15 protein-coding genes are annotated in these 19,634 nt (G+C 70.3%); 9 read left to right on the top strand and 6 right to left on the bottom strand.

The features are described 5' to 3' along the window. Positions 1-595 (top strand): integrase core domain-containing protein (locus DI005_RS18885; protein ID WP_147263864.1); only part of this gene is annotated, 595 nt, incomplete at its 5' end. A gap of 100 nt (positions 596-695) precedes the next feature. On the opposite strand, the gene DI005_RS18880 is transcribed toward DI005_RS18885, so the two are convergent. Both DI005_RS18880 and eccE read right to left on the bottom strand, forming a co-directional pair. Beyond that, entirely contained in the window at positions 696-1,418 is a 723-nt protein-coding gene (locus tag DI005_RS18880) for a hypothetical protein (protein WP_113642978.1), read from the bottom strand. Then, a complete protein-coding gene (gene eccE, locus DI005_RS18875) occupies positions 1,415-2,656 on the bottom strand; it encodes a type VII secretion protein EccE (RefSeq protein WP_112277113.1) in 1,242 nt (413 codons plus the stop codon). The genes DI005_RS18880 and eccE overlap by 4 nt, the downstream gene beginning before the upstream one ends. A gap of 444 nt (positions 2,657-3,100) precedes the next feature. Here eccE and eccB point away from each other — a divergent pair, with 444 nt between their 5' ends. Continuing rightward, positions 3,101-4,699, top strand: a complete 1,599-nt coding sequence (gene eccB / locus DI005_RS18870; RefSeq protein WP_113642977.1) for a type VII secretion protein EccB — start codon at positions 3,101-3,103, stop codon at positions 4,697-4,699. Between the two features lie 242 nt (positions 4,700-4,941). Here eccB and mycP read toward each other — a convergent pair whose 3' ends face one another. Both mycP and eccD read right to left on the bottom strand, forming a co-directional pair. Beyond that, positions 4,942-6,519, bottom strand: coding sequence for a type VII secretion-associated serine protease mycosin (mycP, locus tag DI005_RS18865; RefSeq protein ID WP_233520198.1), 1,578 nt, complete (start codon positions 6,517-6,519; stop codon positions 4,942-4,944). 41 nt (positions 6,520-6,560) lie between these two features. Beyond that, a complete protein-coding gene (eccD, locus tag DI005_RS18860; RefSeq protein ID WP_112276885.1) occupies positions 6,561-7,955 on the bottom strand; it encodes a type VII secretion integral membrane protein EccD in 1,395 nt (464 codons plus the stop codon). A gap of 273 nt (positions 7,956-8,228) precedes the next feature. Between eccD and eccCa the strand changes: the two genes are divergently transcribed. The 4 genes from eccCa to DI005_RS18840 all read left to right on the top strand — a co-directional run bounded on the left by eccCa (position 8,229) and on the right by DI005_RS18840 (position 15,362). Then, positions 8,229-12,242, top strand: coding sequence for a type VII secretion protein EccCa (gene eccCa / locus DI005_RS18855; protein WP_112276887.1), 4,014 nt, complete (start codon positions 8,229-8,231; stop codon positions 12,240-12,242). 253 nt (positions 12,243-12,495) lie between these two features. Continuing rightward, entirely contained in the window at positions 12,496-14,385 is a 1,890-nt protein-coding gene (locus DI005_RS18850; protein ID WP_113642976.1) for a type VII secretion-associated protein, read from the top strand. Between the two features lie 317 nt (positions 14,386-14,702). Beyond that, complete coding sequence (locus DI005_RS18845; RefSeq protein ID WP_110334851.1) at positions 14,703-15,020, top strand: WXG100 family type VII secretion target; 318 nt, start codon at positions 14,703-14,705, stop codon at positions 15,018-15,020. 54 nt (positions 15,021-15,074) lie between these two features. Next, the gene (locus DI005_RS18840) at positions 15,075-15,362 is read left to right on the top strand and encodes a WXG100 family type VII secretion target (protein WP_112276891.1); all 288 of its coding nucleotides are present in this window, start codon (positions 15,075-15,077) and stop codon (positions 15,360-15,362) included. A gap of 67 nt (positions 15,363-15,429) precedes the next feature. Here the strand turns inward: DI005_RS18840 and DI005_RS18835 are convergent, their stop codons facing one another. After that, the gene (locus DI005_RS18835) at positions 15,430-15,984 is read right to left on the bottom strand and encodes a DUF4333 domain-containing protein (RefSeq protein ID WP_113642975.1); all 555 of its coding nucleotides are present in this window, start codon (positions 15,982-15,984) and stop codon (positions 15,430-15,432) included. 42 nt (positions 15,985-16,026) lie between these two features. After that, positions 16,027-16,950, bottom strand: coding sequence for a hypothetical protein (locus DI005_RS18830; RefSeq protein WP_233520197.1), 924 nt, complete (start codon positions 16,948-16,950; stop codon positions 16,027-16,029). A 184-nt stretch (positions 16,951-17,134) separates the two neighbouring features. On the opposite strand from DI005_RS18830, the gene rplM reads away from it, so the two are divergent. The 3 genes from rplM to glmM all read left to right on the top strand — a co-directional run bounded on the left by rplM (position 17,135) and on the right by glmM (position 19,600). Continuing rightward, positions 17,135-17,587: a 50S ribosomal protein L13 gene (rplM, locus tag DI005_RS18825; protein ID WP_112276897.1), complete on the top strand. Its 453-nt coding sequence runs from the start codon at positions 17,135-17,137 to the stop codon at positions 17,585-17,587. 14 nt (positions 17,588-17,601) lie between these two features. Continuing rightward, positions 17,602-18,072 carry a 30S ribosomal protein S9 gene (gene rpsI / locus DI005_RS18820; RefSeq protein WP_112276899.1) on the top strand — a complete coding sequence of 157 codons (471 nt, stop codon included), beginning with the start codon at positions 17,602-17,604 and terminating at the stop codon, positions 18,070-18,072. Between the two features lie 193 nt (positions 18,073-18,265). Beyond that, a complete protein-coding gene (gene glmM / locus DI005_RS18815; protein ID WP_112276901.1) occupies positions 18,266-19,600 on the top strand; it encodes a phosphoglucosamine mutase in 1,335 nt (444 codons plus the stop codon). The last annotated feature ends 34 nt before the right edge of the window (positions 19,601-19,634 follow it).

Genomic DNA, 19,634 nt, shown 5'->3' with positions numbered 1-19,634 from the left:
GGCCGTCGCCGAGTTCGGGGCACCGGCAATCGTGTTGTCCGACAACGGATCCGCCTTCACCTCACGGCACCGCGCCAACGCCAAGCCCTCCGCGTTCACCACCACCGTCACCGGCTGGGGCAGCAGGCTCATCCACTCCAGCCCGTATCACCCGCAAACCTGCGGCAAAGTCGAACGCCACCACCAGACCCTCAAACGCTGGCTCGCCCACCAACCCGTCCAGCCCAGGACCCTGGCCGAGCTGCAGACCCTGCTCACCACCTACCGCAAGCACTACAACACCCGCCGACACAGCGCGCTGGGCCGCCGCACCCCGCACGACACCTGGCACACCGCCACCCACCTCGGCGGGCCCCAGCACCCGCCCGTCCAAGACGACGCCACCATCCACCAGCTCAAAGTCAGCGACAAAGGCACCATCAACCTCGGCCGCGGCCACCGCATCCGCATCGGCACCGCCCACGCCACACAGACCATCACCATCATCGCCGACCACGACCGGGCCACCGCCTACACCAGCAACGGCGACCCGATCGGCTACATCCACCTCGACCACACCAAGACCTACCAGGGCAAACTCACCCCAGCCGCCTAACCTGTGACACAACAACCGAGACAACCCTGCGACAGATCAACCGAGACACAACACCTGCGTTCAACGCAGTGAAGGTGGCCTTCACTGCAGTCGGAAAGGCTCAGTCGCCTCGGCGGACCGGGCCGAGGATCTGCTTCTCCTTGGCCGTGGTGACGAGCCGGAGCGGGCGCCAGAGGTTGCGGCCCAGCGCCACGACCTGATCGTCCTTCAACGTCGTCAGCTGTCGCATCATCTGCGGCGGCAGGCGCCAGATGCGCGCGGCCAGCTCGGCCTGCCCGGCGGGCAGGCGCTGCATGAGCACCAGGTCCGCCGCGTTGGCCATCGCGCCGGCCTGCGGGTGCAGGTACGGCAGCACGTAGACCGTCGTCTGCCACGGCGAGCGCGGCGGGAAGAGGTCCTGCGGCGTCGGACCGCCATCGTGGACGACGAGCAGCGGCGCGTCCTCCGACGGCCTCGGCAGCTCCACAGGGGACAGTCGCCGGATCTGCACCAGCGGCGAGGGCTGGCCGTTCGGCTGGGTGCCCGCGGCCTGCGACAGCAGGTGCCAGGCCGTCGGACGGCCGGTCGCCACGACGACCCACGCGCCGACCGCCATCGCGCGCAGCGCCACCTGCCGTGCGAGGTAGAGGCCGCCGACGAGCACGATTCTCGTCGGGGTGGATCGCAGTGCAGAGATCGTCAGCGGCTCGCCCTGCAGACCGGAGCCCAGCACGATGCCGCCGCGGTCGCCGGACGGGCTGATCGCGTCCAGCAGCTCGGGGTCCACGATGAACTCCGGAGCGACGCCGAGGTCCTGGTTCGCGTCGTGCACACGCGAGCTCATGCCGCGCCTCCCATCGGCAGGGTCGAGGCGAATCCGGCGGCCTGCTTGCCCCGCAGCGGGGTCAGTGAGACGCCGAGGCGCTCGGACGTGCTGTTCAGCCGCTGGTCCGCCGCGTCGAGTTCACGCGGGTTGCGGGCGCTGACCCGCACCACACCCCGCAGGCCGATCTTGCCCTCCTCCTGCGAGGGGGAGATCGACATCGCCACGGTGGCCGACAGTGCGCGCACGCTCGTCAGCGCGTTGAGGCTGTTGGTGATCTTGCCCTTCGGCCAGCCGGTGATCGCGTAGCTGGCGTGCCCGATGCCCGCAGCCGTGACGCCGGTCCAGCGCTCGTGCAGCGCGACCTTGCTGCCCGACCCCGCGACCCCCGTCAGCTCGGCGGCGGAGATGCCCGCGCGCAGCAGCTCGTCCGGATCGAGGGGGCGGGTGGGCACTCCCCGCGACTCCAGCGCGTTGCGAACCCGAGAGAGTGCGCCCATGAGCGCCCGGTGCGCGCCGACGACGCCGCCGCCGCGCTCCCGCACCGCCGAGGGGCAGCGCTTCGGGTCGAGCCGGATCGAGACCCACGTCGTCCGCCGCGCCGCGGCGGTGAGCGGGCCGAGCACCTCCAGGTACGAGCTGAGCGCGGGTGAGTCCGCAGGCAGCGCCGCGCTGCCCGGGTAGCAGTGCCAGGTGATCTGGATGGAGTCGAGCACCACGCCGCGGTCCTCGAGGCACGGCGCCAGCGCCGACAGCGGCAGGCTCGGCGCGCCGCCCGCCTGCGTGATCAGCGCCGGAGTGGGTTCGACCAGCAGCACCGCGGTCCAGGTGCCGTCGTGCCAGGCGAGGCCGACCTCCTGATGCTCGTGGTCCTTGCCCTGCGCCACGACCAGATCGGGCAGCGCGAGGCGCAGCAGGTTGACCCTGGCGTCCTCGGGGCCGACGACGCCGCCGTTGTCGTCCTCGTCCGCGATCGTCTCGATGGTGGTCGGGGCGAGGGGAGTGGCGACGCGGTCGTGGGAGCGGAGGGTGTAGCGAGCGGTAAGTCCAGCCCACTGGGTGAACCACTGACCGCCCCAGCGCAGGAACGCCAGCACGAGCGCGAGCGCGACGATGCCGATCGAGACGTAGAGCAGACCGTCGTTGATCGCGAGCAGGATCAGGCCGATCGCGAGTCCGATCTCCAGCACGACGACGTTGACGACCGGCAGCGGGCCGAGGCTCGCGCCGAACGTCCGCTTGCGCGCGGGCGGCGCGATGCGGGGCGGCGCCTGCGTGGCGCCGCCCGGCCGGGGTCCCTGACCGGGCGGAGGTCCCGGCGGGCCCCCTGGACCGCCAGGTCCGCCTGGTCCCCCAGGTCCGCCTGGGCCTCCCGGACCCCCGGGTCCACCCGGCCCACCCGGTCCGCGAGGGTTCCTCGGCCCCCCTGGGCCACCGCCCGCACCGCCAGGTCCTCTCGGAGGCTGGGGTGGCCCCGGCGGCCGCCCGGAAGGCGGCTGGGAGCCAGGCGGCGGACCCGGCGGACGTGGAGGAGTGGTGACGGACATCCGCGCGTTCTCTTCCCCTCGTTTTGGTGCACTTGAGCTGACAGCCGGTCCCGAGGAGCCGAACACTAGCCGGAGTTGGTAGAAACCAACACCAGACGGTCCCCGCACGGCTATCCTGCGGAACCGTACCGCGACTGGGAGAGCTGTAGGTCGAGAATGCCGTCAACACCGACAACAAAGTCACAAGTCCAGGCGTATCAGTTCGTGCTGCGGCGCATGCAGTCCGCGCTGGTGCGCAAGGACGCGGTGATGTTGCACGACCCGATGCGAACGCACTCCCGCGCGACGATCGTCGGTGTGGTGCTCAGTGCGATCGCGATGCTCGGCTTCATCATCTTCGGGTTCTTCAAGCCCGCTCCCAAGGCGCCCGACTCGGGGATCGTCATCGGAGAGCAGTCCGGTTCGATCTACGTCGTCGCAGGCAACCCGAGGAAGCTCATCCCCACCTTCAACCTGGCCTCGGCCCGCCTGATCCTCATGGCGCAACAGCAGGAGAACGCCGAGGGCGGACAGGGCGGCCAGCAGGCGGCTCAGCAGGCACAGGTCCCGCCCACCACGGTCGTGCCGGACGACCAGCTCAAGGACATCCCGCGCGGGCGGCTCCAGGGCATTCCGGACGGTCCCGACCTCATCCCGTCCAAGGACCAGATGATCCCTCCGCGCTGGGCGGTGTGCGACGAGGTCAAGATCGACAGCACGCTTCCGGAGTCGCAGCAACAGGCGGCGTCGATTCGGGAGACCACGGTGTTCGCCGGTGTGGACCACCTCGGCAGGCAGCTCGCGGCGAACGAGGCGCTGCTCGTCACCGCCGACGACGGCCAGACCTACCTGATCTACCGGCAGGCCGGGCAGGGCAACGCCGTGCGCGCCCAGGTGGACATGAACGACTCCGCGGTCACGACGGCGCTGAACCTTCAGGACACGCAGGTGCGCAAGATCTCCATGGGCCTGCTCAACGCCATCCCCGCGGTGGGTGAGCTGAGCGTGCCCGACATCGCGAACCTGGGTGAGTCACCGAGCTACAACCTCAGCGAGCTGACCGTCGGCTCGGTGTTCCAGGTGCAGGGCGCGGGGGACACGGGCTACTACGTCGTGCTCGACAACGGCGTCCAGCGGATCCCGCAGTCGCTCGCGCAGATGATCCGCTTCACGGAGGCGTCGACGGACGAGTTCCCGACCATCGCCCCCGACCATCTGAACAACGTCACGATCCTCCGTCCGGGTCAGCCGGGCGCCGTGGACGTCAGCCAGTACCCCGAGGTCGTGCCGAGCGTCCTCACCGCCGACACACGGCCGGTGAGCTGCCTCGGGTGGAGCGTGCAGGGGGAGGGCGCCGAGCGCGACGCCAGGACCGCCGTCTACGTGAACCCCCAGCTGCCGGGGCCGAAGGACGCGCAGCTCGTCGGGATCGGGGAGCCGAGCCCGGACGGCTGGAAGGTCGAGCACTTCTACATGCGGCCGGGCTTCGCGGCGGCGGCGCGCTCGGCGACCACGAGGGAGACCTTCGACAAGGGCAGCATCCAGCTGATCTCCGACCGAGGCGTGCGGTACTCCATCCCGAACGCCGCCACTGCGACGGGGCTCGGGCTGTCGGTGCAGGACCTGCAGCCCGCTCCCGAGGCGATCATCAAGCTGCTGCCGACCGGCGCCTCGCTGAACACCCAGGACGCCAAGCGGACGTTCGACGGGGTGCGGTTCGACCCGAGCGTGGGCTCGTTCCCCGACGACACCGCGGCGGCCGCCGGCGGCAACTGAGCCGTCCGCACAAGCCGAGCTGAACCCGCGGGAAGCCCTCGAGCCACACCGACTGCAGTGAAGGCCACCTTGCCTGCACGTCTCCCCCACCACCCAAGCGGAGGCGCTGACGCGCCGCTGTGTTGATTCGACGCAGGCAAGGTGGCCTTCACTGCAGAGCTGGAGTCCTGCCGAGCTGAGGTGACACAGCCGGGGCCCTTGGGAATGGGCCCCGGCTGTGGAGTGACGGTGACGGCTAAGCGCTACGTGGTGCGGTTGCGGCGGATGGTGTGCACCACGAAGAGCGTGATGAGCAGCGCCATGAGCGCACCGCCGGAGCCGGCGAGGGCGACGATCACCGGCGTCCAGTTGCGGTTGTCCGGCGGCGGCATGTCCGACGGCAGCGCGACCGGCGACGCCGGCTGGATGCCCTCCTCCTCGGGAACGATCGCCGTCAGCGCGGCCATCGGGTCGATCACGCCGTAGCCGACGAAGTTGTCCCTGCCGCCCGGAGCCGCGGGGTGCTGTGCCGTGCTGGTGATGCGGTTGATCACCTCTCGGGCCGAGAGGTGCGGGTACTTCGCCCTGACGAGCGCGGCGAGCCCGGACACGTACGGTGCCGCGAAGCTCGTGCCCTGGATCGCCCTGGTCTCCCCGTTCTCGATGGTCAGGTTCGCCAGGCCGTCCGAGCCCTCTGCCGGGTCGAGCGAGATGATGTCCGTGCCCGGGGCCGCGACGCTGACCCACGGCCCGTGGATGCTGAAGTCGGCGACACCGCCGGTCTCGTCGATCGCCGCCACCGACAGCACGTCCTCGCTGAACCACGGCGGCGTCACGATCGTGTTCGGCCTGTTCGGGTCGCCCGTGTTCTGCGCGCACCTGTCGCTGAGGTTGCCCGCGGCCGAGACCACCACGATGTCGTTGTTCGCCGCGTAGTTCACGGCGGCCTGCAACTCCTGCTCGCCGGTGGTGATGTTGCCGTCGGCGGGCCGGCAGTTGTTGATCGAGATGTTGATGACGTCGACGCCCTTGTCGGTGGCGTTCACCACGGCCTGCGCGAGGGTGTGCAGCGTGCCCGCCGCTCCCTCGTCCTCCTGGGTGCGGCCGCCGCCGTCCTGTGAGGGTCCCGTCGACGGCTGCCCGGCGCCGGTGCCGCCACCGTTCTCTCCCTCGCCACCGGGCTGTTGCTCACCGCCGGGCTGCTCTTCCTGCCCCGGCGGCGGTGGTGGCGGTGGTGGTGGCTCGGGGCTGTCGTCCGGCGCGTAGTTCTGGCTCGACTGCCGGATGGAGACGATCTGCACGTCCGGCGCCATGCCCTTGAACCCGATCTCGGGCGGTGTGTTGGCACCGATGATCCCGGCCACCTCGGTGCCGTGCCCGTCGCAGTCCTCCATTCCGGGCTGGCCCTTGTTGGCCACGTAGTCGGCGCCCGGCTGCACCCTGCCCTGGAAGAAGGGGTGGGCCGTGACACCCGTGTCGATCACCGCGACCTGCACGGGCCTGCCGTCGCGGAACCGGCCGACCGAGCCGACCGTGTTCTGCATCAGCTGGTGCACTTCGTCGACGCGCAGGTACTGCTGACCCCATGGCGCGTTGCGGAGCGGGACGTTGTTGCTGACGTCGCGTTCGACGCAGCCGACCTCCTGCGCGTAGTTCTCGTCCGGCGCCGCGGTGTCGGCAGGCCGCCGGCTCGGGTCGACGTTGGGCGGCGTGGCGTAGCCCGTGGTGTCCTGCGACTCCTGTGCCGACGCGGGCAGTGGCACCAGTCCCGGTCCCACCGCTCCGATCGTCGCGGTGAGCAGCAGCGCCGACGTCCGCTTGACCAGCCCGGACGAACGCACGCGTGACCCCCTAGAACTCATGACGGACCGGTCCGGCCGTCTCATCCGATGTCGAGGTGACGCAGCGTCGAGTAGAGGCCCATGACGGCCAGCGCGAGCGGCAGCACCGAGGCGATGCAGATGGCCTCGATGATCTCCACCGTGCGCCGCATCGGCGGCGAGAAGCGCTGGTTCGGGAACACGACGCCGAGCACGAGTGCCGCCGCGGCGAGCAGGAACAGCGTGCCGAACACCCACAGCAGGCGGCCGGTCGCGTCCTCCGACCACATCCAGGCGAGGAGGATGCCGCCCGCCGAGAACAGGCCGGTGGTGAGCAGCGCGACCGCCTGGCTTCCGTTGGCGTAGGTGCGGGCCCGCAGCAGCAGCACGAGCGTGGCCACCACCGCCGTGATGACTCCCCAGATCTCGGGAGCGGACGCGGTGATCATCGCCGAGATCGCGGTGACTGCCCCGCAGCCCACCAGCAGGCCGGTCATGTAGTTGTGGGCGACGCTGGTGCGGCGCTCGATCGAGGAGTAGTCCGGGTAGCCGCTGTCCTCCTTTAGCTCCTCCGCGGTGCCCGGCACGTGCGGCAGCGGGAGCTTCGCGAGCCAGATCGTCGCCCTCGGCAGCATCGAGATGCCCGCCAGCGCGACGGCCGCGGTGCCTGCCGCGATGCCCGGTGCCGGGTGGGCGATCAGCGTGCCGACGAGGAACGCGATCAGCCCGAACACACCCGCGGTGGCGGCGGCGATGAACGTGGTGATGCCTGTGCCCATGATGAGGATGCAGACCGCGGCGACCACCACGACCAGCGCGCTCGCCAGCAACAGGTTCGCGCGCACCGACACGTCGGGGACGATGTAGAAGCCGCTGACGAACGCCAGTGGCAGACCACCGGCCGCGGCGATCAGCACGCCCGTGGACTCGGCCTGGTACGCCTTGGCCAGCGTGGCGCCGACCGCGACGCACGCGATGGCGGTGACGCCGGCGGTGATGGCGACGGCGATGCCGTTGCCGCCGTAGAGCGGGCCCCCGAAGAACAGGGCCAGCGCCGCCAGCACGAGCGCGATGCCGCCCGCGATGTGACCGATGCGCTGTGCGGTCTCCTTGGTCCACGGCCGGAAACTGTCGGGCTCGGCCTCGGCGATGGCGTCGACGACGTCGTCGTAGAGCGGCGGCGGCGGGTTCTCGTTGCGCTTGCGCAGCTGCAGGAGCTCGCCATCGATGATGCCGAGCGAGGCGAGCGTGCGGCTCGGGTCCAGCGGGGCGTCGCCGAGCTTGGCCAGTGCCCAGCCGCCGTGCCGCGCACCGCCGTCCGGGGTGACCTCCTTTGCCATCTCCAGCAGCATGGGCAGGAGGTCGGCCACCGCCACATCGGCGGGCAGCGCCACGTCGATGCGGGTCCGCGGTGCCACCACCGTGACCCGGCTGAATACGGTCGTGCCCGTTGCCACGTCTTTTGCCCCCTACCTGGAGATATCGCTGCACGGTACTTATACCGCGCCGCGGAAAATACCCGCCGGAGGGCCGTAACGTCAGGCAAACCGGCCCCACGGCGTCGTCGTGCCGCCCTAGTATTAGCGCACCTGGGTCAAGCGTGGGGTCACTTCGGGCGAATGCGCCGGGTCAGGCGGTCTGCACCAGCGAGCGGCGTGCTGTTCGCTACCGTGTGGATTCGGCCTGGCACCTCACGGGCCGCTGTCGCCGAGTTGAAGAGGGGTCTTTCGGTGAGCACGCTGCAGTTCAAGCGGTCGCCACGGCTTGCTGCTCCCCGCCCGCCGGGCGGCGAGGTCCATCTGGAGCCGCCGCCCGAGGTCCCGAGGACCATCCCCGGCAACATCATCATGAAGATCCTGCCGGTGGTGATGGTCGTGGCCATGCTCGGCATGGTCGTCTTCATGTTCACGGCGGGCGGCGCGGCCGCGCGCAGCCCGTTCTTCCTGATGATGCCGCTCATGATGATGATGTCGATGGTCGGCATGTTCGCCGGTGGCGGCCGCGGCGGTCAGCAGAAGAAGGCCGAGATGAACGAGGACCGCAAGGACTACCTGCGGTACCTCGGCCAGATGCGCGACCGCGCCCGCGAGGCGATGATCGACCAGCGCGCATCTCTGGAATGGGTGCACCCCGACCCGCAGAGCCTGTGGTCGATGGCGTCGAGCCGCCGCATGTGGGAGCGGAGGCAGAGCGACCAGGACTTCCTGCACCTGCGCGTCGGCCGCAGCTCGCACCGCCTTGCGACGAGACTGGTGCCGCCGCAGACCGGGCCCGTCGACGAGCTGGAGCCGATCGCGACGCTGGCGCTGCGCCGGTTCGTGCGCGCGCACTCGATCGTCCCCGACCTGCCGACCCAGATCACCCTTCGCGGCTTCGCCGCCGTCGGCATGCAGGGCGACAAGGAGCTCACGCGTGGTCTCACCCGCGCGATGCTCGCCCAGCTGGTCACGTTCCATAGCCCCGACGACGTGCTGATCGGCGTCGCGACCGCCGGCAGGGCGAAGGAAGAGTGGGAGTGGGCCAAGTGGCTGCCCCACGTGCAGCACCCCACCCTGTCCGACGGCATCGGCCAGATGCGCATGATGGCGGGCTCGCTCGCGCAGATCGAACAGTGGCTCGACGAGGAGCTGCGCGAGCGCCAGCGGTTCTCCCGCAACGCGACGCCGCCGCCCGACCAGCCGCACGTCGTGATCATCATCGACGACGCCGACGTCACCGGCGAGGAGCAGATCCTGCTCGAGGAGGGTCTGGTCGGCGTCACGCTCATCGACCTCTCCGACTCGATCGGCAACCTCGCCGCCCGCCGCGGGCTGCGCCTGGTGGTGGAGGAGGAGCGCCTCGGTGCGCGCAGCGCGGGCGGTGTCGAGTGGTTCGGCCGCCCCGACACGCTCAGCCTCGTCGAGGTCGAGGCGCTGGCCCGCAAGATCTCGCCGTACCGGATGGGCTCCGCCGCCGCCGACGACAGCGAGGAACAGCCGCTGCTGTCCAACCCGTCGCTGCTCGAACTGCTCGGCATCCCCGGCGACCCGATGACGTTCGACGTGCAGCAGGCGTGGCGGCCGAGGCCCGTGCGCGACCGCTACCGCGTGCCGTTCGGCGTCGGCGAGTACGGCCAGCCGGTCGAGCTGGACATCAAGGAAGCGGCGATGGAGGGCATGGGCCCGCACGGCCTGTGCATCGGCGCGACCGGTTCCGGCAAGTCGGAGTTCCTGCGCACGCTCGTGCTCGGCATGCTCGCCACCCACTCGTCGACGACGCTCAACTTCGTACTCGTCGACTTCAAGGGTGGTGCGACGTTCCTCGGTCTGGACAAGGCGCCGCACGTCTCCGCGGTGATCACGAACCTCGCCGACGAGGTCACGCTGGTCGACCGCATGAAGGACGCGCTCGCCGGTGAGATGAACCGGCGACAGGAGGCGCTCAAGAACGGCGGCAACTTCAAGAACGTGTGGGAGTACGAGAAGGCACGCGAGAACGGCGCCGACCTCGACCCGCTGCCCGCGCTGTTCATCGTCGTCGACGAGTTCTCCGAGCTGCTGTCGGCGAAGCCGGACTTCATCGACCTGTTCGTCGCGATCGGCCGTCTCGGCCGTTCGCTGCAGATGCACATGCTGCTCGCCTCCCAGCGACTGGAGGAGGGCAAGCTGCGCGGTCTGGACTCCCACCTGTCGTACCGGATCGGTCTGAAGACCTTCTCGGCCGCGGAATCCCGCGCCGCGATCGGTGTGCCCGACGCGTTCGAGCTGCCGTCCGTGCCCGGTGGTGGCTACCTCAAGTACGACACGTCCACGCTCGTGCGCTTCAAGGCCTCCTATGTGTCCGGTCCGTACCGGCCGGCAGGCATCAAGGCCGCGGCGCCTGGCGCCAAGGTCGTGCGCGCCGACAAGCGGCCGCAGCTGTTCGTGCCCGACTTCGTGGAGCTGCCGAAGGAGCCGGAACCCGTTCCCGAGGTCGTCGAGCAGCCGAAGCAGCCGGAGTCGGAGGAGGCCGTCGAGCCCAGCGAACTCGACGTGATCATCTCGCGGCTGGTGGGCCAGGGCCCGCCCGCGCACGAGGTGTGGCTGCCGCCGCTGAAGGAGCCGAACTCGCTCGACACGCTCCTGCCGAACCTCAACCCCACCGACGACAGGGGGCTCTCCCCGGTCGGGTTCTTCGGCAACGGCAGGCTCCAGGTGCCACTGGGCATTGTGGACCGTCCCTACGAACAGCGGCGTGACCCGCTGTGGGCGGACTTCTCCGGTGGCGCGGGACATGGTGTGATCGTGGGCGGTCCGCAGTCGGGCAAGTCGACGATGCTGCGCACGCTGATCATGTCGATGGCGCTCACGCACACGCCGGAGGAGGCGCAGTTCTACTGCATCGACCTCGGTGGTGGCACCCTGGCCGGGCTCGCCGGCCTGCCCCACGTCGGTGGTGTAGCGGTCGCGCGCAGGGAGCCGGACAAGGCCCGTCGTATCGTCGCCGAGCTGACCACGCTGGCGAACGAGCGCGAGGCGCGGTTCGGTGCGCTGGGCGTCGACTCGATGAACGACTTCCGCAACCGCAAGCGGCGCGGGGAGATCACGGCCGAGCAGGACCCGTTCGGTGACGCGTTCCTGATCGTCGACGGCTGGCGCGCGCTGCGGGACGACTTCGACGAGCTGGAGCCGCAGATCACCAAGCTCGCCGTGCAGGGCCTCACCTACGGCATCCACGTGGTGATCTCGTCCAACCGCTGGGCGGACATCCGGCCCGCCATCAAGGACATGCTGGGCACCCGTTTCGAGCTGCGGCTCGGTGACCCGAGCGAGTCGGACATCGACCGGCGCGTCGCGGTGAACGTCCCGGCGGGCCGGCCGGGCCGTGGTCTCACGAGGGACAAACTGCACTTCCTCGGTGGCCTGCCGCGCATCGACGGCTCCAGCGACGACCAGGACATGGGTGCCGGGGTGAACGATGCCGTCGCCAAGATCCGGTCGGCGTGGACGGGCAGGCTCGCGCCGCAGGTCCGCCTGCTGCCCGAGATGATCGGCTACGACGAGTTGCTGCTCCAGGACAAGCACCGCGACTCCAAGCTCATCCCGATCGGTGTCAACGAGGACGAGCTCGCGCCGGTCTACCTGGACTTCAACGCCGACCCGCACTTCCTGGCCTACGCGGACGGCGAGTCGGGCAAGACGAACCTGCTGCGGCAGATCGTGCGCGGCATCACCGATCGCTACACCAAGAAGGAAGCGGTCATCATCCTCGTCGACTACCGGCGCACCATGCTCGGTTTCGTCGAGGGCGACCAGCTGCTCGGCTACGCGGTCTCCGGCAACCAGCTGGAGGGCATGGTCAAGGAGGTCGCCGGTTCGATGGCCAAGCGCCTGCCCGGACCGGACGTCACCCCGCAGCAGCTGAAGGACCGCTCCTGGTGGACCGGCCCGGAGCTGTTCGTCGTCGTCGACGACTACGACCTGGTGGCCACGTCGACCAACAACCCGCTTCGGCCGCTGTCGGAGTACCTGGCACAGGCCAAGGACGTCGGCCTGCACATGGTCGTCGCCCGGCGCACGGGTGGCGCGGCGCGCACCGGTATGGACCCGATCATCGGCAAGCTCAAGGAGCTGGCGATGCCGGGCATCGTGATGAACGGGTCCAAGGACGAGGGCCAGCTCCTCGGCAACGTCAAGCCGAGCCAGATGCCGCCGGGCCGCGGTGTGTTCGTCAGCCGCAAGGTCGGCAAGCAGCTCATGCACGTGTCATGGATCCAGCCGGAGTGACGCCGAGGCGGCGCGTCGCCGCGCGCTGCCGGCGCGGGACACCCGCGTACGGGCGTGCGGCCTCGCGTCCACCGAGAACCGCGCCCCCGTACGCGCCGCCCGCCGCCACGCGAAGCGTCCACCTCGGCGCCACTCGGTGGCTGCCGTCGCGATGGACGCTGTGGGCGTTGACACGAGTGACACTGCGCGGGCGCCGTTCTCGCCGGTCTGACAGAGTGGCGCCCGTAGTGTCGGCGACGGGCGGGAGCGGCTGGTGACCTTACGGGTGGCGGTGGACTTCGGGACATCGAGCACCTGTGTCGTCGCCTCGGTGAACGGTCGCGAGCCGCAGGTCGTCGTGGTGGACGGGCAGCCGCTCATGTCGTCGGCCGTCTACGCCGCACAGGACGGCACGCTGTTCGTGGGACAGGAGGCCGAACGGCAGGCCGCCGTCGACCCCTCCCGCTTCGAGCCCAACCCCAAACGCCGCATCGACGAGGGTGAGCTGCTGCTCGGCGACTCGGTGCTGCGCGTCACCGATGTGGTTCACGCGGTGCTCGCGCGCGCGGTCGGCGAGGCCCGCAGGCTCGCGGGCGGCGCCGAGGTGAACCTGCTGGTGCTCACCCATCCCGCCGACTGGGGCGCCGTGCGCACGCGGCTGCTGCGGCAGGCGGCGGGTCAGCTCGCGCGCGAGGTCGCGCTGGTGCCGGAGCCGGTCGCGGCGGCGGTGTTCCACGCGGCCACGTTCACGCCGTCCACCGCGAGCCAGGAACGAACCGTCGAGTTCAGCGGCAAGCCCGGCGACGCGCTCGCGGTGCTGGACCTCGGCGGCGGCACCATCGACGCCAGCGTGGTGCGCAGGGCGCCGCAGGGCAGCAGGCGCGGTGGCTTCGAGGTGCTGGCCACCCGCGGTGACCCGAGCTTCGGCGGCGCCGACATCGACCAGTCGCTGCTCGAACACGTCGGCTCATTGGTGTCGGGAGCCGACCCGAAGGCGTGGGAGCAGCTCGTCCAGGGCCGCGAACTCGTCGACCGCCGCCGCCGTCGCGTGCTCCGCCAGGACATCCGGGGAGCGAAGGAGACGCTGTCCCGGCACGCCTACACCGACGTGCCGATGCCGCCGCCGTTCGCCGACGCGCACGTGACGCGCGAGGACCTCGAACGGCTCGTGGCCGCGCCGCTCGGCAGGGCCGTGGAGCTGACCAGCGCGACGATCGAGGCGGCGGGACTGCGGCCCAAGCAGCTCACCGCGATCTTCCTCGTCGGCGGGTCGAGCCGGATCCCGATGGTGTCGCGGCTCGTGCACGAGCGCACCGGGGTGGTTCCGACCACCCTGGACCAGCCGGAGACAGTCGTCGCCCGTGGCGCGCTGCGGGCCGTGCAGGTGATCCCCGACCGCACCGGCGCGCTGCCCGGGTCGGCGCAGGCCCGGCAGGGCGCGCCGGTTCCCGAGCACGAGCAGCGCACCAAGGTCGTGGCCACACCCGGCTTCGGTGGGCGGCAGGCCCGGCCCGTGGCCGGCGCGCCCCGGCTGCCGCGGCCGCCTTCGGCGAACCCGGCCGGACGACCGTCTCCGCCGAGGGGGCACCAGGGGCTCGTGCCGCCGGCCACGCCCGCGCAGGCGGCTCCCCGCGGTCGCAAACGGCTGCCGTGGCTGATCGGTGGTGCCCTTGTGCTGGTGGCCGCCACGGTCGCGGTGCTGCTGACCGCGCTCAGCGGCGAGGACGAGCCCGAGGGGCGCACCTTCGCGCAGTACTCCTACACGTTCACCGCGCCGCCGGGCTGGACGCAGACCGGCGACAACGTCGCCGACCGGCAGGTGGTCGTGAAACCAAGCGACGCGCAGCAGCGCGACGACCTCGTGGTGGTGCAGGAGTTCGTGCTGTCCTACGACGGCGGAGCCGAACGCGACCGCCTGGCCGGTGTGCTGCGCGACGCGGCGAACAGCGAGTCCGACCGCTACGGCGGTTTCCAGGACCACCACGAGTTCGCCGGCCGCGACACCATCCACTACGTGGAGACCAAGCCCGCGGCCAAGGTCAACTGGTACGTGCTGGCACAGGGCACCGCGCAGGTCAGTGTCGGCTGCCAGGAGGCGGACGACCCGGAGCGTGTGCGCGTCGCGTGCGAGCAGATCGTGCGCACCCTCGAGATCACCAACTGAGGCCGCGTTCCCGTTAGCTCGGGCGAGTGATTAACGGCGCCCCGAATTAGCGCAAGCGAATGCGAGAGGCGCGATTCCCGGCTGTCGGGCGTTCGGCGAAACCGTTGAGGCACAGGGTATTTCCGGGACCGTTCGCGCAGGTCGGACCCGGTGTTCACCTCCTGGTTCCACTCCGGTTCCGAAGTGGAGCGTTCACGCTAGCAACTACTTGGGGACTTGCCGCGACAACGGGGAACCGAACATGGCAATGTCTCCGTCGTAGAGCCAGTACGAACAAACGAGTACAGGCGAACCACGAACGAAGGGGGTCACCTCCGATGGCAGGCGGTTTCACCGGGACACCGGAGCAGTTCCAGCAGGCGTACCAGGACGTCGACCAGATCAAGGCGTCGATGGACCAGAACCTGAACACGCTCCGCAACAACATCGAGGCCACGCAGGCCGGCTGGCAGGGCGAGGCCGCGAAGGCCTTCAACAACGTGATGGCGGCCTTCGACGAGAAGACCCGGAAGCTGAACGAGGCGCTCGGCAACATCGGTGAGCTGCTCCAGCAGTCCGGTGTCAAGTACCAGCAGGCGGAAGAGGAGCAGAACTCCGCCATCAGCAGCATCGGCAACACCCTCGGCGGCCTCTGAGCCGCGTAGCGCGCCCACTCGAACTTCCAGACCTACCACTCAACGGAGGCAAAAATGCCGAACGGCATCGTTGTTGATTACGCGACCATCCACCAGGCTGCCGACGACTGCAACAAGACCGGTGGCGAGCTCGACGCTCTGTTCGAGGACCTCAAGGCCCGCCTCGCCCCGCTGGTCGACAGCTGGTCCGGTGAGGCCATGGAGGCGTGGCAGAACGTGCAGAACGAGTGGAACACCTCGCTCGACGAGATGAAGCAGGTGCTCGCTCAGATCGCCACCGCGCTGCCGCAGATCGCCGACGGCTACCAGTCGACGGACAAGGGCATCCAGGGGATGTTCTGATCCTCCAGCGCCACGAAACCGGGCCCGGCCGATTCGGCCGGGCCCGGTTTTTTCTGTCCGCGTCTGTCTACTTGGGAGCGCCGACCTCGTACTCGGGCTTGTCGTTGAGCACGCGGATCGTGACGGACCGCTTCTGCCCGGCCACCTCCGCCGAGCACTCGAAGGTGTGGCCGGTCTCGATCCGCTGGTTCGCCGGGCACTCCACGCCGGAGACGTCGTGCTCGCCGTAGCTGTCCCGCAGCGTGGTCGCCACGCCCTCCTGCAGCGACTGCTTGTCGAGCACGTCGCCCCGGAACACGCCGAGCAGCCACGCCGCGACCCCGCCGCCCGCGAGCACCACCACGGCCACGAGCCCGATCACGAGCGGCTTCTTCGACCGCTTGGGCTTGGGCCGCGAGGTGTCGCCGAAGGCGCCGAGTCCGCCGTACTGCGACTGGAAGTTCCCGCCGAAGTTGCCCGGCGCCTGCTGCTGGTGCGGCTGTGGTGGTTGCTGTGACTGGTGCGGCTGATGTGGCTGGTGTGGTTGAGGAGGCGAGCCCGGGTACTGACCGGGGGCCGGGTGGCCGTGGCCCGGCGTCTGCGGCTGCCACCAGCCCTGCGGCTGGCCGGGCGGCTGTGTCATCGGTTCCCCTCGTGCGCTCGTGGACTGCTGACCGCCGACGGGTCAGCCGCCCGAGCTGGTGATCTGGCTCATCCGGTCGTAGAACTCGTCGACCTCGGCGTCGGTCTTGAGCGCCGTGATCTGGTCGGGCGGCGGGATCTTGGGCAGCGACTCCTCGGTCGGCGGCTCGAGCACCTGGTAGTGCTCCTTGATCTCGATCTCGGTCCCGCCCGCGGTGATGAGCCCGTTCATCTCGATCTCCTTGAGCCCGCCCTGCGGGTCGAGCGCGATCCGTGTCTCGACGATCCCGTCGCGCGCTTCCTCGCTGATCTGCTGCAGCGCCCACTCTGGCAGGATCACCACCCGCTCCTCGAGGATGTCGCGCAGGGTCACCTCGGCGGTCAGCTCGACGCTGCCGTCCTGCAGGCTCTTCGCCTGCTTCGCCGCGTGACCGTTCTCCAGCGACGACTGCACGGTGCTGAGCATGCGGCACACGATGGCGTAGCCGCCCCAGAAGCAGACGTCGTAGCCGACGTCCTCGTACGGCAGGGAGACCCACGCGGTGGGGGCGAGGCTCTCGTAGACGGGGCCGAGGATCGCGTACTCCACGTCGCTGCCCGCGGGGCGGTAGTAGTCGCGGTAGTCGGCGGAGTCCCGGTTGGAGTGGTTCTTGTAGAACCGCGACGGCGGGCTGCCCACCTGGATCGCCGTGATCGTCGCGTCGGCCTTCTTGTCGCCGATCCGCGTGTAGGAGCGGTGGGTGCTCTGCCTCGGCTCGTTGCCCGCCAGGTCGTCGTCGAGGTGTTCCAGCGTGGCCGCGAACTTGGCGCTGACGTACTCGGCCGCGGCGTCGCCGTCGGGGATGGGGGTGCCGGACCGGCCACCGCCCGCGCAGGACGTGGTCAGCGCGAGCACCACGCCGAGCGCCGCGAGTGTCCTCAGCCGCCGCCGTCTCGACGGCTTCGGGCACTGTGTCATTGCCGTCATTTGCCGAACCCCCGGGAATGTCTCGTCGCGGCGCGCTGCCGGAGACATTAGTATGTGGGTGCTCTCGTACCCCGCCTTCACCCTCTTCGAGGCGACCGGGTATCTTCATAAGCTGTTGTGCGTACGAGCGTCTGCGCTCAGCCCGCACTGAACCCACACGCAATGTTGACGACGAGGTAGACCCTTGCCCACGTACAGCCCCAAGCCCGGCGATGTCACCCGTGCCTGGCACGTGATCGACGCCGAGGATGTCGTGCTCGGCCGGCTCGCGACCGAGGTCGCCACGCTGCTGCGCGGCAAGCACAAGCCGACCTATGCCCCGCACGTGGACACCGGTGACTTCGTCATCATCGTCAACGCCGACAAGGTGGCCCTCACCGGTAACAAGCGCGAGCAGAAGTTCGCCTACCGGCACAGCGGCTACCCCGGCGGTCTGCGCAAGCGCTCCTTCGGTGAGCTGCTCGAGACCCGCCCTGAGCGGCTGGTCGAGAAGGTCGTCAAGGGCATGCTGCCGAAGAACAAGCTCGGGCGCGCCCAGGCCAAGAAGCTGAAGGTCTACGCAGGGCCCGAGCACCCGCACGCCGCGCAGCAGCCGCAGCCGCGCGAGATCTCCAAGATCGCTCAGGTTACCCAGTGAGTGAGGAACAGGTAGTGACCAGCACCGAGACCGAGGCCGCCACCGACGCGGCTGTGACCAGCGAGACGCCGGCCGCGCCGAGGCCGTCCCGCGCCGCCGGTGGCACCGCGCAGACGGTCGGCCGCCGCAAGGAGGCCGTCGTCCGGGTGCGGCTCGTGCCCGGTTCCGGCCAGTTCAAGCTCAACGGCAAGACGCTCGAGACGTACTTCCCCAACAAGGTGCACCAGCAGCTCATCCGTGAGCCGCTGGTGACGGTGGAGAAGCCCGAGTCGTTCGACGTGTTCGCCAACCTCGACGGCGGCGGCATCTCCGGCCAGGCCGGGGCGCTGCGTCTCGCCATCGCGCGTGCGCTCGCCGAGATCGACGCCGACGACCGCCCGGCGCTGAAGAAGGCCGGCTTCCTGACCCGGGACGCGCGTTCCACGGAGCGGAAGAAGTACGGCCTCAAGAAGGCCCGCAAGGCTCCGCAGTACAGCAAGCGCTGACGCGCCACAGCAACGCACGGGAGCGCCCATCCGATACCTGGATGGGCGCTCTCTCGCGTTTCGGGGTGCGTCCCGCGGTGGAACGCGCCGCGTGCGTACCCGCCTGGGGCCGCTTCCCCGCGGTCGCTAGGTTTGATCGGGCCGCTCCCGGGGCGGACGCTCACAGCAGGACCCTCACACGGAGGTCGAGGACATGGCTCGCCTTTTCGGCACCGACGGGGTGCGCGGCCTCGCCAACGCCGAACTCACGCCCGAGCTCGCGATGTCGGTCGCGGCAAGCGCCGCCCGCGTGCTCGCCGCACACGACCGCTCGCACCGGCCTGTCGCCATCGTCGGCAGGGATCCGAGGGCCAGCGGCGAGATGCTGGAGGCGGCCGTTGTCGCCGGGCTCGCGTCGGCGGGCGCGGACGTACTGCGGGTCGGCGTGCTGCCGACGCCGGCGGTCGCGTTCCTGGTGGGCGACCTCACCGCGGACCTTGGCGTGATGATCTCCGCGTCGCACAACCCGATGCCCGACAACGGCATCAAGCTCTTCGGCGAGGGTGGGCACAAGCTGCCCGACGGCATCGAGGACGAGATCGAGGCCGGGCTCACGGCCCACGGCGCCCGGCCGACCGGCGCGCAGATCGGCCGCGTCTCCGACGTCGACGACGCACTCGACCGCTACGTCGCCCATCTGCTCGCGGCCACGCCGCACTCGCTCGCCGGCCTGCGCGTGGTGGTCGACTGCGCGAACGGCGCCGCCTCGCAGGCCGCCCCGGAGGCGTACCGCAAGGCGGGCGCCGAGGTGGTCGCGCTGCACGCGGACCCGGACGGCGTCAACATCAACGACGGCTGTGGCTCCACCCACCCCGAGGACCTGTGTGCCGCCGTCGTCGAGCACGGCGCCGACCTCGGCATCGCCCACGACGGTGACGCCGACCGCTGCCTCGCCGTCGACGCTCGGGGCAACCTCGTGGACGGCGACCAGATCATGGCCGTCCTCGCCCTCGCGATGGCGGAGGCCGGTGAGCTGGCCGAGACGACGCTCGTCGCCACGGTGATGAGCAACCTCGGCCTGCACCTCGCGATGCGTGAGCACGAGATCGTGCTGCGGACCACGGCCGTCGGCGACCGCTACGTGCTGGAGGAGCTGCGGGCGGGCGGCTTCTCCCTCGGCGGCGAGCAGTCGGGGCACGTCGTGCTGCCCGGACACGCGACAACGGGTGACGGGCTGCTCACGGCGATGCGGCTGATGGGCAGGATGGCTGCCACCGGGAAGCCGCTCGCCGAGCTGGCCGGGGTGATGCGCAGGCTGCCGCAGGTGCTCGTCAACGTGCGCGTCGCCGACAAGGCCGCCGTGGCCGCCTCGCCCGCCGTGCGGGAGGCCGTGGACGCGGTGAGCGCGGAACTGGGCGACGAGGGCCGCGTGCTGCTGCGCCCGTCGGGCACCGAGCAGCTCGTGCGCGTGATGGTCGAGGCGCCGGCGGAGGACACCGCCCAGGCCGCGGCCGACCGGCTGGCCGGGGTCGTCGCCTCGGTCTCCTGAGCAGGCGTTCGGCGTTTCGGCTTGCAAATTTCCG

The sequence above is a fragment of the Prauserella sp. PE36 genome (assembly GCF_003311655.1).
Taxonomy (GTDB): domain Bacteria; phylum Actinomycetota; class Actinomycetes; order Mycobacteriales; family Pseudonocardiaceae; genus Prauserella_A; species Prauserella_A endophytica.
This window is presented reverse-complemented; position numbering and strand designations above follow the sequence as displayed.